Origin of the sequence: Nocardioides zeae (assembly GCF_010686755.1) — a bacterium.
GTDB classification, from domain to species: domain Bacteria; phylum Actinomycetota; class Actinomycetes; order Propionibacteriales; family Nocardioidaceae; genus Nocardioides; species Nocardioides zeae.
In genome coordinates, this window is record NZ_JAAGXA010000008.1 from 18,797 (window position 1) to 31,688 (window position 12,892).

Genomic DNA, 12,892 nt, shown 5'->3' on the forward strand with positions numbered 1-12,892 from the left:
TTCCCTCTCAGCCCTGCTTGGGCGCCAGAATCTTGCCGAGTACGCGAGCGATCACGTTGAGCAGCATGACCAGCACCATCAGCACCAGCGCAGCTCCCCAGACGATCTCGATGTTGCCCTTGTTGCGCTCCGAGAAGATCAGCACGGGCAGGGTGGTCATGCTCCCGTCGAACGGGTTGAAGTTGGTGCGCTGCACGATGCCGGCGATGAGCAGCAGCGGCGCCGTCTCACCGATCACACGGGCCACGGCGAGCGTGACACCGGCGATGATGCCACCGACCGAGGTCGGCAGCACGACGCGCACGATCGTGCGCCACCGCGGGGTGCCGAGGGCGTACGCCGCCTCGCGCAGGTCGTCCGGGACCAGACGCAGCATCTCCTCGGTCGCGCGCACCACCGTCGGGATCATCAGGAGCGACAGCGCGACCGCGCCGCCCAGGCCCGACTGGTGGCCCGGTCCGAAGATGAGGGTGAAGAGCGCGAAGGCGAAGAGGCCGGCGACGATCGACGGGATGCCGGTCATCACGTCGACGAGGAACGTGACGACGCGGGAGAAGGTGTTCTTCTTGCCGTACTCGATGAGGTAGATCGCCGTGAGGATGCCGACGGGCACCGAGATCAGCGCGGCGACGCCGGTGATGACGAGCGTGCCCATGATCGCGTGGTAGACGCCGACGGGCTGGTCCAGCGACGTGCGGTAGAAGCTGTAGGTGAAGAACGTGCCGCTGAGCGCCTGCGAGCCCTCGGCGACGACGGTCCACACCAGGCTGACCAGAGGCGCGAGGGCCACGAAGAAGGTCGCCCAGATCAGGCCGGTCATCATGCGGTCCGTCGCGGAGCGCCGGTTCTCGACGGCGAGCGACCACACGGGCAGCACGACGAGGAACACCAGCGCGCCGATGAGCACGGCGGCGACGCTCCCGAGGCCGAGCACCAGGCCGATGGCGGTGACGGCCACGGCCACGGCGCCCACCATCAGCGGCGCCTGCCGGGGCAGGCGCGCGTGGGTGAGCGTCGGGGACGACGCGGGCGGGGACTGGATGCTCATCCGGCAAGCTTCCTCTCGCTGCGAGCCACGGCCCACCGGGCCGCGAAGTTGATGGCGAACGTCAGCAGGAAGAGCACGAGACCCGTGGCGATGAGCACCTCGAGGGTGCCCTCCGACCGCTCCTTGTAGCGCAGCGCGATGTTGGCCGCGATGGAGGGAGTGTTCGAGCCGCTGAACAGGTTGAAGGTGAAGAGCGTGCCGGGCGACAGCACCATCACGACCGCCATCGTCTCGCCGAGGGCGCGACCGAGGCCGAGCATGACGGCGGAGATGACGCCCGAGCGGCCGTAGGGGAAGACCGTCATCCGGATCATCTCCCACCGGGTGGCCCCCAGGGCGAGGGCGGCCTCGCGGTGGAGCCGCGGGGTGCGGGAGAAGACCTCGCGGCTGATCGCCGTGATGATCGGCAGGATCATGATCGCGAGCACGAGGCCGGCGGTCGAGATCGAGCGGCCGCTGCTGACGACGTCGCCGAAGAGCGGGATGAAGCCGAGGTGCTCGTGGAGCCACTCGTAGATCGGCACGAGCTTCGGCGCCAAGTAGATGCCGGCCCAGAGGCCGTACACGACGGAGGGCACGGCGGCGAGCAGGTCGATCACGTACGCCACGGGCGTGCTGAGCCACGACGGGGCGTACTGCGTGATGACGAGCGCGATGCCGATCGCCAGCGGCACCGCGATGATCAGCGCGATGAGCGAGGCCACGATCGTGCTGGCCAGCAGCGGCCACACGTAACCCCAGAAGCTGGAGCCGTACTTCGAGTACACCTCGGCCGGCTGCGTGAAGCCCGCGAAGCCCTGGGTGAACAGGAAGATGAAGACGCTGGCCAGGGCCAGGAGGATGAGCGCGGCAGCGGCGATCGTGAGGCCCTTGAAGATCGCGTCGCCGCGGCCCGAGCGCTCGGAGATCCAGGACGGCGACGGGTCACCGCCGGCTGGCGCTTCCTTGGTGGTCAGGGTGGTGCTCACGGGCGAGGTCTCCTCCGGGCGACGTGAGAATCGGTGCAGTGGTCCGGGCACGCGCCCGGGGGTGTGACGGCGTCACACCCCCGGGAGCCCGGATCAGGAGCTGGTCGGATCAGCCGGCGGAGATGTTCTCGACGATCCCCTGGGCCTCGGTCGCGACCTCGTCCGAGAGCGGCGCCGAGCCGGCGGCGTCCGCAGCGGCCTGCTGGCCCTCGTCCGACACGATGTAGGACAGGTAGCCCTTCACGTTCGCGGCCTCGGTGTCGTCGTCGTAGTTCTCGCACGCGATCAGGTAGGACAGCAGGATCACCGGGTAGGCGCCCTCCTCCGTCGTCGTGCGGTCGACGTCGGTCGCCATGTCGGTGGCGTCGCGGCCCTCGACCCGGGTCGACACGGCGACGACCTTGGCGGCACCGTCGGCGGTCGGGGCGCTGAACGTGTCGCCCACGCCCACGGACACCGTGCCGAGGTCACCGATCTGGCTCTCGTCGGCGTAGCCGATCGTGTTCTCGGTGTTCGTGATCAGCTCGACGACGCCCGACGTGCCCTCGGCCGCCTGCGACTTGCCGCCGGAGACGGGGAACGCGTCCTCGGCCTCGTAGGACCAGTTGTCCGGCGCGGCCTTGCCGAGGTAGTCCGTGAAGTTCTTCGTCGTGCCCGAGTCGTCCGAGCGGTGCACCGGCGAGATGTCGGCGTCCGGGAGCTCGACACCCTGGTTGTCGGCGACGATCGCCGGGTCGTTCCACTTCGTGATCTTGTTGTTGAAGATGTCCGCGATGACCGCGGGGCTCAGGTTGAGGCTGTCGATGCCCGGCAGGTTGAACGCGATCGCGATCGGCGAGACGTACGCCGGGACCTCGATGACGTTGCCGTTGCAGCGCTCGCGCGCCGACTCCAGCTCCTCGTCCTTGAGGTACGAGTCCGAGCCGGCGAAGGAGGTCGCGCCGTCGATGAACTGGCCACGACCGTCGGTCGAGCCGATGCCCTGGTAGTCGACCGTCAGGTTGCCGTCGTTGAGGCCCTGGATCGCGGTCGCCCACGCCTCCTGCGCCTTCTCCTGCGAGGTGGCGCCCGCGCCACGGAGCTCGCCCGACAGGCCGGAGGCGGCCGAGGGGGCGTCGCTGTTGCCGGAGCCGTTGGAGCTGCTGCCCTCGTTGCCGGCACCGCAGGCCGAGAGGGTGAGGGCCAGAGCGGCAACACCGGGCACGACGTACCGGAAGGAAGTGCGCTTCACTGCGGGTCTCCTGAAGTCTGCTGAGGTTCACTGAACGAACTGACGCAGGGAACGTAAGGAGGCTTGGTGTACGGATCCGTCGGCGTCAGTGAACGAGCAGTGAACGGTGGTGACCCATCGGCGAACGCGACGTCGGGCAGACGGTGAGCATCGGGTGAACTAGACCGGTGCGCCCTTGACGGCATGACCTGGACCACACTCACCCGTTACGTGCCCGTGACCTCCGTGGCCACGACCCGCCCGCGACGGTGGTGCACGACCAGCGCCTCGCCCTTCTCGAGGACGACCGGCTCGACCCCGAGCGCCTCCAGCACGAGCGGCAGCACCGGCCGGTGGGTGCACAGGACCGTGCGGGGCTCGTCGAGCAGGCGCGTCACGAGGTGGCGCACGCCGGGCGCGCTCGCGTCCTCCTCGCTCAGCACCGGCTCGAGCCGCGGCGTGAGGTCGTGCGCGTCGAGGAAAGGCTGCACGCTCTGCACGCACCGCGTGCTCGGGGAGGTCACGACGGAGCCCACGCCGTACGCCGCGAGCAGCGCCACCCAGCGGCGCGCCTGCTCGTGGCCACCCGCCAGCAGGGGTCGCACCCGGTCGTCGGCGCGCCACCGGTCCCGCGAGCGGGCGGTGCCGTGGCGGAGGACGACGAGCGTCGACGTACGCCGCGGTCGGGCCATCGCCTCGTCGAGGGTGGCGACGTCGTGAGGATAGGTCAGGCGCTCGCGGGCCTCGCGCACCGGCACCCAGGCGACCTCGTCGATCTCGTCGCCGCGCCGGTAGCCGACCACGTCGTCGTCGCCGACCACGCGGGCGGACCAGTACGACACGGTCTTCCGTCGCGGGCCGTTGCGACCGGCCACGCGGTAGTGCTGCTCGGCCAGGGGCGCGCCCAGGCGGACCCGGAGACCGGTCTCCTCCTCGACCTCGCGCACCGCCGTCGCCACGACGTGCTCCCCCCGGTCGACCTTGCCCTTGGGGAAGGACCAGTCGTCGTACCGCGGTCGGTGGACGAGCAGGACCTCCTTGCCGGGCCGCGTCACGACGGCACCCGCGGCACGCACGGTGGGGCGGTCGGTCTCCCCCGCGCCGGGTTCGGCGGAGGGCGGCAGCTGCTCGCGGGAGACGGACCCGGGGAGGCGGCGCGACATGCGCACCAGTCTCACACCCGCGCCGGCGAGCCGGACGGGCGCCGACCGGTGGAGAGGGGGTGACTCAGTCGTCGTCGGGAGCGACGCCGAGGATGCGGTCGATCTCCTCGGTCGTCAGGTGCCGCTCGGAACGGCTGGCCGCGACCATCAGGTTGGTGGTCAGCTCGACCTCGCCCAGCAGCACCGAGTCCTCGAGAGTCACGTCGAACTGGTCGTTCACGGGCTCTCCTCCCTCGCGCGCGTGGACACGGGGAGGACGGTGCCCGCGGCTACCGGGGGGAAACCTCCGCGGAGGTTAAGGAACGCGGTGCTCCCGGTCACCCGGGGGCGAGCGGACGCGGTCAGGACGCGTCGGCCGACGCGAGCGCGGCCGCGAGCGAGTCGTGGATGACGAAGACCTTGGCGAGGCCCGTGATCCGGAAGATCTTGAGGAGCCGGTCCTGGCTGCAGATCAGCTGCAGGGAGCCGTTGTTGGCCCGCACCTTCTTCAGGCCGCCGACGAGGACGCCCAGCCCGGTCGAGTCGAGGAACTCGACGCCCTCCATGTCGATCACGAGGTCGTAGGTGCCGGCGGCGACGAGCTCGGTGATGCGGTCGCGGAGGCGCGGCGCCGTGTAGACGTCGATCTCGCCACCGACGGCGACGATGGTCTTGCCATCGGCCTCGCTGGTCGCAAGAGTCAGGTCCACGTCGTCTCCTCAGGCACGCGGGTGCATGCATCGGGCCACTTGCCGGGCACCGTACCCGAGATGGTGCCCGACCTATCAAACCATGTTCCTCCGAGGAGCCGCAGGAGGACGGCGGAACCGCTGTGCCCGGCCCCGCCGATGCGAGCACCGTCGGTGGTGCTTGCCAGACTGCCGGGTCATGGACGGTCACGGCGAGCACGAGGCGGAGGACGGCTCCTCCCCCGCCGCGTCGCTGGCGCGCCTGACCTTCCCGCACGGCCGCGCCGAACGCCTGCGGCACGTGCGCGTGCTGCCGCGACGGGAGGCCGTGACCGCCGCGTGGCCGGACTGGGCGCACCCGGTGGTGCGCGACGGTTACGCCGCGGAGGGCGTCGCCGCGCCCTGGGCCCACCAACGCGCCGCCGCGGACCTCGCCCACGCGGGGACCCACGTCGTGCTCGCGACGGGCACGGCCTCGGGCAAGTCGATGGGCTACCTGCTGCCGGCGCTCACCACGCTGCTGGACGCGCGCACGTCGCGCGGCACCCGAGGGGCCTCGACCCTGTACGTCGCGCCGACCAAGGCGCTCGCCTCCGACCAGCTCGCTGCCGTGCAGCGCCTGGGCACCGGCGTGCGCGCGGTCACCCACGACGGGGACAGCCCGCCGGAGCTGCGGGACTGGACCCGCGACCACGCCGAGTACGTCCTCACCAACCCCGACATGCTCCACCACTCCCTCCTGCCGGCCCACCAGCGCTGGCCGGCGTTCTGGCGGGGGCTGCGGTTCGTCGTGGTCGACGAGTGCCACCACTACCGCGGGGTGTTCGGCGCCCACGTCGCGCAGGTGCTGCGCCGCGTGCGCCGTATCGCGGCCCACCATGGCAGCGAGCCCACCTTCGTGCTCGCCTCGGCCACGGCGGCCGAGCCCGCCGACACCGCGCGCCGCCTGACCGGGCTCGAGGTCACGCCGGTCACGGAGGACGCGTCCCCGCGGGGCAGCGTCACCCTCGGCATGTGGCAGCCCCCTCTGACGTCCCACCAGGGCGAGAACGGAGCACCCGTGCGGCGCGCCGCGGGCTCCGAGGCGGCCGACCTCCTCACCGACCTCGTCGTCGACGGCGTGCGCACGCTCGCCTTCGTGCGCTCCCGGCGGGGCGCCGAGCAGGTGGCCCGCACGGCGCGGGAGCACCTCGCCGACGTGGACCCGGCCCTGCCCGCGCGGGTGTCGTCGTACCGCGGCGGCTACCTGCCCGAGGAGCGTCGCGAGATCGAGCGGGCCCTGCGCTCCGGCGAGCTCCTCGGCCTCGCGGCCACGAACGCCCTGGAGCTCGGCATCGACGTGGCCGGGCTCGACGCGGTGCTGGTCGTCGGCTTCCCCGGCACCCGCGCGGCGCTGTGGCAGCAGGTGGGTCGCGCGGGCCGGGCGCGGCAGGACTCGTTGGGGCTGCTCGTCGCCCGGGACGACCCGCTCGACACCTACCTCGTCGCCCACCCCGAAGCGCTCCTGGACGCACCGGTCGAGCAGACGGTCTTCGACCCCGACAACCCCTACGTGCTGGCCCCGCACCTGTGCGCGGCTGCCGCCGACCACCCCCTCACCGACGCCGACCTCGGCCTGTTCGGGCCCACGGCCCCCGTGCTCCTCGACCAGCTCCTCGCGACCGGCCTCCTCCGACGCCGGCCGGCCGGCTACTTCTGGACCGACCGCCGTCGGGCCAGCGACCTCGCCGACCTGCGGTCGAGCGGCGGGTCGCCCGTGCAGCTCGTCGAGGCCGGCAGTGGCCGCGTCATCGGCACGGTCGACGCCGCCCGGGCGCACGGCGAGGCCCACGAGGGGGCGGTCTACGTGCACCTCGGCGAGACCTGGCTCGTCGAGAGCCTCGACCTCGACGAGCACGTCGCGGTGCTGCGACGGGCGGACCCGCCGTACTCCACCTCGGCCCGCGAGGTCACCGACATCCGGATCGTCGAGGAGCAGCGCGGCGTCGACTGGGGCGGGTGCCGCCTCGCCTTCGGGACGGTCGACGTCAGCCACCAGGTGGTCGCCTACCTCCGCCGCCGCGAGCCGGGCGGCGAGGTGATCGGCGAGCAGGGCCTCGACCTGCCCGTGCGCTCCCTGCGCACGGCCGCCGTCTGGTGGACCGTGCCCTCCTCCGTGCTCGCCGACCTCGAGGGCAGCGGGGTGGACGTCGGCGACCTCCCCGGGGCGGCCCACGCGGCCGAGCACTGCTCCATCGGCCTGCTGCCGCTCTTCGCCACCTGCGACCGGTGGGACATCGGCGGCGTGTCCACCGTCGTGCACCCCGACACCGGGAGACTGACGGTCTTCGTCCACGACGGCCACCCCGGCGGGGCGGGCTTCGCCGAGCGCGGCTTCGAGGCCGCCCCCGACTGGCTCCGCGCGACCCGGGCGACCATCGCGGACTGCGAGTGCGCGGAGGGCTGCCCGTCCTGCGTGCAGTCCCCGAAGTGCGGCAACCAGAACAACCCGCTGGACAAGCACGCGGCGCTGCTCCTCCTCGACGCGCTGCTGCGTCACGCTCCACCTCCGGCGGCCGGGGAGCCCACCGGACCGGCTCGGGCCGTGCCCTCGACGACGGCCTCCCGGCCGCCCGGATAGCTGCGGCGCACCGCCACCACCACCCGCACGTCGCGGTCCAGCACCTCGCACGAGGTCAGCTCGGCGCCGTTGCGCCGCGCCGTCGCGGTCGCCGCCGCACACGGGTCGCCGTCCCCCACGGCACCGGCACCGGCGAGCGCCGCCAGGTCGGCGGCCGCCTGGGCCCGACGGTGCTCCACGAACAGCCCCGCCCCCACCGCGAGGACGACCGCGACCGCGCCCAGCACCGCGACCAGGGCGAGCGCGGTCACCGTGGCCGCACCCCGTTGGCCGCGACGGGCGCGACGGGCGCGACCCGACCTCCTCACCGCTCCTCCCGAGCCGCCACCGCGGTGGCGCTCAGGGGCACCGCAGGCGCCCAGGCCAGGACCGAGGGGCCCTGCACCCGGACCCGGACCGTCGCGGTCACCTCGGACCCGCCGGTCGCCACGGTCACCGTCGCGCCCTCCGGGGCCACGCGTCGGCCGGCGGCGACGCTCGCGGCCGTGCCGTCGTCCCGCGCCGCGGCGCGAGCGGCCTCGCGCGCCGCGTCGACGACCTGGACCTGCACGAACGCCAGCCCCACCATCCAGGTCAGCGCGAGGGTGAGCAGCACCAGCAGCGGGAGCACCATGACGGTCTCGGCCGTCACCGCGCCGCGCTGGTCGCGACGCCGACCCGCGGTGACACGGGCCGGCACGGCGCGGCCGCGCCGGGCGGGTCGGCGCCCGCCCATCAGCCGATGCCGATCAGGCCGAGCACGTGCTCGAACATCGACGTCAGCATCTGGTTGCCGAGCCCGCCGGTGAGCAGCTGGTAGGCCAGGCCCGCGAGCCCGGCCCCGGCGGCGGTGCCCACGGCGTACTCCGCCGTCGTGATGCCCCGCTGGTCCCGGGTGCCGCCGGCGCACCGGCCCACCAGTCGCCCGGCCCGGCGCCGCAGGATCCTCGTGACGTGCATGGTTCTCCCCCTTCCGGTCGGTGGGACCGTCCCGCCGACCTGGGACGACCCTCCCGCGCCGGAGGGCTGCACGGGCGGCCCGACGACCCGGCTGGGGACGACGGGCGTCACGGACGCACCTGGGGAGAGCCAGCGGGTCACCACTGGAGTCCCTCCACAGCGGCAGCCACGAGCGGGACGATCCCGAGGAGCAGGAACGCGGGCAGGAGGCACAGCCCGAGCGGCACGGCGGCACGCACGCCGACGGCGCGTGCCCGGTCCTCGACCCGGGCACGGGCCTGCTCGTCGAGCTCCTCGGCCAGCGCTGCGACGGCGTCGGTGACGACCATGCCCGCCTCGTGGGAGCGCGCCATGACCCGGGCGAGCGGCGCCAGACCGGGGCTGTCGGTGGCGAGCCGGGTCCACACCAGCCCGGCGTCGAGGCCGAGCTCCAGACGGGCGGCGACCGGCGCCAGCTCGTCGGCCGCGGCGCCCGGCAGCGCCGAGCGCGCCGCGCCCAGGGCGGCGGCGGGCCCGGCGCCCGACGCGAGGGCCGCTCCGAACAGCTCGACGAAGGCCGGGAGCTCACGGGCGAGACGCGCCCTCCGCCGTCGCGCCTCCGCCGGCTCCGCCCGGCGCAGCAGCACCCACAGCCCCACCGCGGCGGCTGCCGCCGCCGGCCACGCGAGCGGCCCGTCGAGGAAGGTGCCGACCCCGAGGGCCGCGGAGGCGCACCACAGCGGCGCCAGGCGCCGCACCCGGTCGTCGCGCGGCGTCGCCGGAGCCGGCTCGGCCGGGGTCGGGTCGCTGACCTGCGGCGGTACGGCGAGGGCGATCGCCGCTGCGGCGCTCGCGGCTGCCAGCAGCACGAGGCCGTCCGCGCCGCTCACCGGACCTCCAGGACGTCGTCGGCGATCCGCTCGATCCAGAGGAGGCCCGCGGCCCCGAACGCCAGCCCACCGGCCAGGCAGCCGAGACCCAGGGGCGTGACGAGGAGGAAGTGGAGCGGGTTGCCACCCGTCGTGCCACCGATGAGGAGAGCCACGAGCGGCAGCCCCGCCATGAGGCGTGCCGTGGCGCGGGCCGATGCGAGCTCGGACGCCACCACCCGACGGGTCGCCTCGGTCGCCCGCACGAGGCGGGCGACCCGCGTGAGGGCGTCGGCGAGCCCGGCCCCCGTGCGCGCACTGACCTGCCAGGCCGCGGCGACCAGGCCGAGGGCGTCCGCCCCGGGTGTGGCGGCCAACGTCCGCCACGCGGCGACGGTGTCCGCCCCGAGGGCGTCGGCGCGGCGCACCACGTCGACGGCGGGCCACTCCCGGGCGGCGGCCGCGAGCGCCACCGACGGCGCGCGACCGGCGCGCAGCTCGCCCGCCAGGAGCTCGCAGAGCCCGACCACCCGCTCCCGGTTCGCGGCCGCCGCGCGGCCCTCGCGGCGGCGCCGCGCGAGCGCTCTCGCCCCCAGCGCCACGCCGGTGGCCAGCAGCGCCCAGGCAGCGGCCCGCATCCCGCCGACCACGGCCGCGGTGGCGCCCAGGGCAGCGGCGGCCGCGACGAGCGCGCCACGTCGGCCGCCCCTCGGCGTGACCGAGCCCGCTCGCGCCGGCCCCGGCTCCCGGACCGCCGTCGCGGGCTCCGGCCGCCACGCGACCAGCACGGCCAGGGCCGCCGCCAGCGCGGCGAGCAGCAGGCTCGACGCACCGGGGGCGGCGCTCACGAGGACTCCCCCGGGGCGCGGTCGAGCAGGAGCGCGAGCCGCTCGGCGCCCTCGTGCTCGACGAGGCGACCGGCGGCGTCGAACGCGACGGCGACCCGGGTCTCGACGAGGCCGTCGTCGCGGCGTACGGGAACGGCCACCTGGGCGAGCCGACGGCGGCCGTCGCGACCGCGTGCCACGTGGACCACGACGTCGAGCGCGGCGGCGACCTGCGCGTGGGCCGCCGCGCGGCTGAGGCCCGCGGCCTGCGCGAGCGCCTCGATGCGGGCGACGACGTCGCCGGCCCCGTTGGCGTGGATGGTGCCGCACCCGCCCTCGTGACCGGTGTTGAGCGCCGCCAGCAGGTCGACCACCTCGCCGCCGCGCACCTCGCCCACGACGAGGCGGTCCGGCCGCATGCGGAGCGCCTGCCGCACGAGCGTGCGGACCGTGACCTCGCCGGCGCCCTCGACGTTCGGCGGGCGCGCCTCGAGGGCCACCACGTGGGGGTGCGCCGGCCGCAGCTCGCTCGCGTCCTCGACGACGACGATCCGCTCTGCCGCGGGCACCAGGCCGAGCAGCGCACCGAGCAGGGTCGTCTTCCCCGTGCCGGTGCCGCCACTGACGAGGAAGGCGAGGCGCTGCGCCACGACGCGGCGGAGCAGCCGGGCTCCCGGACCGCTGACCGCACCGCGGGCCTCGAGGTCCTCGAGACCGAAGCGGCCGCGCGGGGGGACCCGCAGGCTGACCAGGGTGCCGGGCCGCGCGACCGGCGCCAGCACGGCGTGGAACCGCGTGCCGTCCGCGAGGCGGGCGTCGACGTGGGGCACGGCGTCGTCGAGCCGGCGACCCGCCTGCGCCGCGAGCCGCTGGGCGAGCCGACGCACCGCCGCCTCGTCGGTGAACCGCACGTCGGTGAGCTCCAGCCCCCGGCCGACGTCGACGTAGACCTCCGTCGGGCCGTTCACCAGGACGTCGGACACCCCGGGACGGAGGAGGAGCGGGTCGAGCGGACCCGCCCCCAGCACCTCGCGGCGGAGCTCCTCGTGCACCGCCAGCACCGTCGCGTCGCCGACCGGGCGACCGTGGGCCCGCAGGGCCGCCGCCACCCGCGCCGGCGTGACGTCGCCGCCCTCACCGGCGAGCCGCTCGCGCACCAGGTCCACCAGGCCGCTGACCGGCGACCGCGCCCCGCCGGCCTCCCCGCCGACCAGCCCGCCGGTCAGCCCGCCGGCCAGCCCGCCGCCCGTCACGCCGCCCACCGGGGGGCGTGCTCGGGGAGCAGGGCGAGCACGTCCTGCGCGGCGCGCACGAGGCCCCGCGACGGGCGGAGCCCCCCGATGCCGAGGTGGACGTCCTCGACCGCGCGCGCCTGCTCGGGCAGGCGCGCGACGACGGGGACGCCGACGGCACCCGCGACCGCCACCTCGTCCGCCGCCCGCCCGCGGAGCACGACGCCCACGGGGACGCGGGCACCGAGCGCCTCGACTCGGTGGCGTGCCGCCACGAGGCCGGGCGCCGTGCCCGGCACCACCACCACGGCGAGGTCGCTGCGCGCGAGCACGTCGTCGACCGCGGCGTCGTCGCGCCGCCCCACGTCGACGACGACCGTGGCGTGCGCCTTCACACCGGCGGCGAGCACCTCGGCCAGCACCGTCGGCCGCGGCGGCGGCGGCCGGTCGGGCAGGTCGGGCCGGTCGGGCAGGTCGGGCCGGTCGGGCAGGTCGGGCCGGTCACGACCGGCACGGCGGGCCGCGTCGTCCCAGGCGAGCACCCGGAGACCTCCCCGCCCGGGCAACGCGTCGCGCAGCGCCGGACCGCTGAGGCGACCGACGAGCTCGTCGAGCGCCGACCACCGGATCCCCGGTGCCGCCTCCAGCCCGAGCACCCGGTCGACGCCGGCGCCGGCCGGATCGAGGTCCACGACCAGGGCCGGTGCCTCCTCGGCGGACACGGCCCCCAGCAGGCAGGCCAGGGTCGTCGCACCCGCCCCGCCGCTCGCCCCGGCCACGGCGACGGTGCGGGCGACGTGCGGCGCCGTCTCGTGCGCGGTGAGCAGCTCGCCCACCCACGCGTCGCCGTCGGGCAGCACCACGACGCCCTCGGCCCCCAGCACCAGAGCGGCCCGCAGCACGGCGGTCCCGACCTCCCCGCTCGCGACCACGTGCACGTCGGCGCGCCGGACGGGGCACCGCTCCGCGAGCTCGATCGCGACGTCCGCCCCCACGAGCACCACGGGCGCCCGGCGCCAGGCGGCCAGCGCCTCGGCGGCGTCTCCGGTCGCCTGCACGCTCGTGCCCGACCCGGCCGCCAGGCGCTCCACCCGCGCCGCTAGCTCCGGGGACCGGGTCACGAGCACGGGACGGCCCGTGGGCGGCGGCGCGGCGTGGAGGTCGGGGGCGGTCGGACCGGGGCGACGACGTCTCATGGCTCCGACGATGCGTCGGCGACGGGCCGCGGCGTACCGCTCGGCGTGGACCTGGGGACGAGCGCACCCTGCGGATCGGCTGGGGACGGGGAGCGGGCCGGGGAGCGGGCCGGGGAGCGGGTGGACGACCCGGAACCTTCCACCTCCCCAAGGCGCGGCCGAGGAGGGAGCGT

At 75.3% G+C, this 12,892-nt stretch carries 14 protein-coding genes; 1 reads left to right on the top strand and 13 read right to left on the bottom strand.

Features of this window, described 5'->3' with window-relative positions; genetic code table 11:
- Positions 1-7: 7 nt before the first annotated feature.
- From pstA to G3T38_RS12325, 6 genes are all read right to left on the bottom strand, one after another.
- Positions 8-1,048, bottom strand: coding sequence for a phosphate ABC transporter permease PstA (gene pstA, locus G3T38_RS12305; protein WP_163772612.1), 1,041 nt, complete (start codon positions 1,046-1,048; stop codon positions 8-10).
- Positions 1,045-2,016, bottom strand: a complete 972-nt coding sequence (gene pstC / locus G3T38_RS12310) for a phosphate ABC transporter permease subunit PstC (protein WP_163772613.1) — start codon at positions 2,014-2,016, stop codon at positions 1,045-1,047. Before pstC ends, pstA begins: the two co-directional genes overlap by 4 nt.
- Positions 2,017-2,125: 109 nt before the next feature.
- Entirely contained in the window at positions 2,126-3,247 is a 1,122-nt protein-coding gene (gene pstS, locus G3T38_RS12315) for a phosphate ABC transporter substrate-binding protein PstS (protein ID WP_163772614.1), read from the bottom strand.
- A gap of 206 nt (positions 3,248-3,453) precedes the next feature.
- Positions 3,454-4,389, bottom strand: coding sequence for an NUDIX hydrolase (locus G3T38_RS12320; RefSeq protein WP_163772615.1), 936 nt, complete (start codon positions 4,387-4,389; stop codon positions 3,454-3,456).
- 64 nt (positions 4,390-4,453) lie between these two features.
- Positions 4,454-4,609 carry a hypothetical protein gene (locus G3T38_RS20925; protein WP_174267947.1) on the bottom strand — a complete coding sequence of 52 codons (156 nt, stop codon included), beginning with the start codon at positions 4,607-4,609 and terminating at the stop codon, positions 4,454-4,456.
- A 121-nt stretch (positions 4,610-4,730) separates the two neighbouring features.
- A complete protein-coding gene (locus G3T38_RS12325; RefSeq protein WP_163772616.1) occupies positions 4,731-5,078 on the bottom strand; it encodes an STAS domain-containing protein in 348 nt (115 codons plus the stop codon).
- 178 nt (positions 5,079-5,256) lie between these two features.
- Here G3T38_RS12325 and G3T38_RS12330 point away from each other — a divergent pair, with 178 nt between their 5' ends.
- Positions 5,257-7,677, top strand: a complete 2,421-nt coding sequence (locus G3T38_RS12330) for a DEAD/DEAH box helicase (protein WP_163772617.1) — start codon at positions 5,257-5,259, stop codon at positions 7,675-7,677.
- Here G3T38_RS12330 and G3T38_RS12335 read toward each other — a convergent pair.
- The 7 genes from G3T38_RS12335 to ssd form a co-directional block, all read right to left on the bottom strand.
- The gene (locus tag G3T38_RS12335; protein ID WP_338037619.1) at positions 7,593-7,928 is read right to left on the bottom strand and encodes an Rv3654c family TadE-like protein; all 336 of its coding nucleotides are present in this window, start codon (positions 7,926-7,928) and stop codon (positions 7,593-7,595) included. The two genes, G3T38_RS12330 and G3T38_RS12335, sit on opposite strands and share 85 nt — an antisense overlap.
- Before the next feature lie 53 nt (positions 7,929-7,981).
- Positions 7,982-8,308 (bottom strand): TadE family type IV pilus minor pilin, encoded by a 327-nt coding sequence (locus G3T38_RS12340; RefSeq protein WP_338037620.1) that lies wholly within the window; start codon positions 8,306-8,308, stop codon positions 7,982-7,984.
- A gap of 83 nt (positions 8,309-8,391) precedes the next feature.
- Positions 8,392-8,616, bottom strand: a complete 225-nt coding sequence (locus G3T38_RS12345) for a DUF4244 domain-containing protein (RefSeq protein ID WP_163772620.1) — start codon at positions 8,614-8,616, stop codon at positions 8,392-8,394.
- Between the two features lie 137 nt (positions 8,617-8,753).
- On the bottom strand, positions 8,754-9,485 hold the full coding sequence (locus G3T38_RS12350) for a type II secretion system F family protein (RefSeq protein WP_338037621.1): 732 nt from the start codon (positions 9,483-9,485) through the stop codon (positions 8,754-8,756).
- Entirely contained in the window at positions 9,482-10,312 is an 831-nt protein-coding gene (locus tag G3T38_RS12355) for a type II secretion system F family protein (protein ID WP_163772621.1), read from the bottom strand. Before G3T38_RS12355 ends, G3T38_RS12350 begins: the two co-directional genes overlap by 4 nt.
- The gene (locus G3T38_RS12360; RefSeq protein ID WP_241728830.1) at positions 10,309-11,460 is read right to left on the bottom strand and encodes a TadA family conjugal transfer-associated ATPase; all 1,152 of its coding nucleotides are present in this window, start codon (positions 11,458-11,460) and stop codon (positions 10,309-10,311) included. Before G3T38_RS12360 ends, G3T38_RS12355 begins: the two co-directional genes overlap by 4 nt.
- An 80-nt stretch (positions 11,461-11,540) precedes the next feature.
- Positions 11,541-12,719 (bottom strand): septum site-determining protein Ssd, encoded by a 1,179-nt coding sequence (ssd, locus tag G3T38_RS12365; RefSeq protein WP_163772622.1) that lies wholly within the window; start codon positions 12,717-12,719, stop codon positions 11,541-11,543.
- Positions 12,720-12,892: the final 173 nt, after the last annotated feature.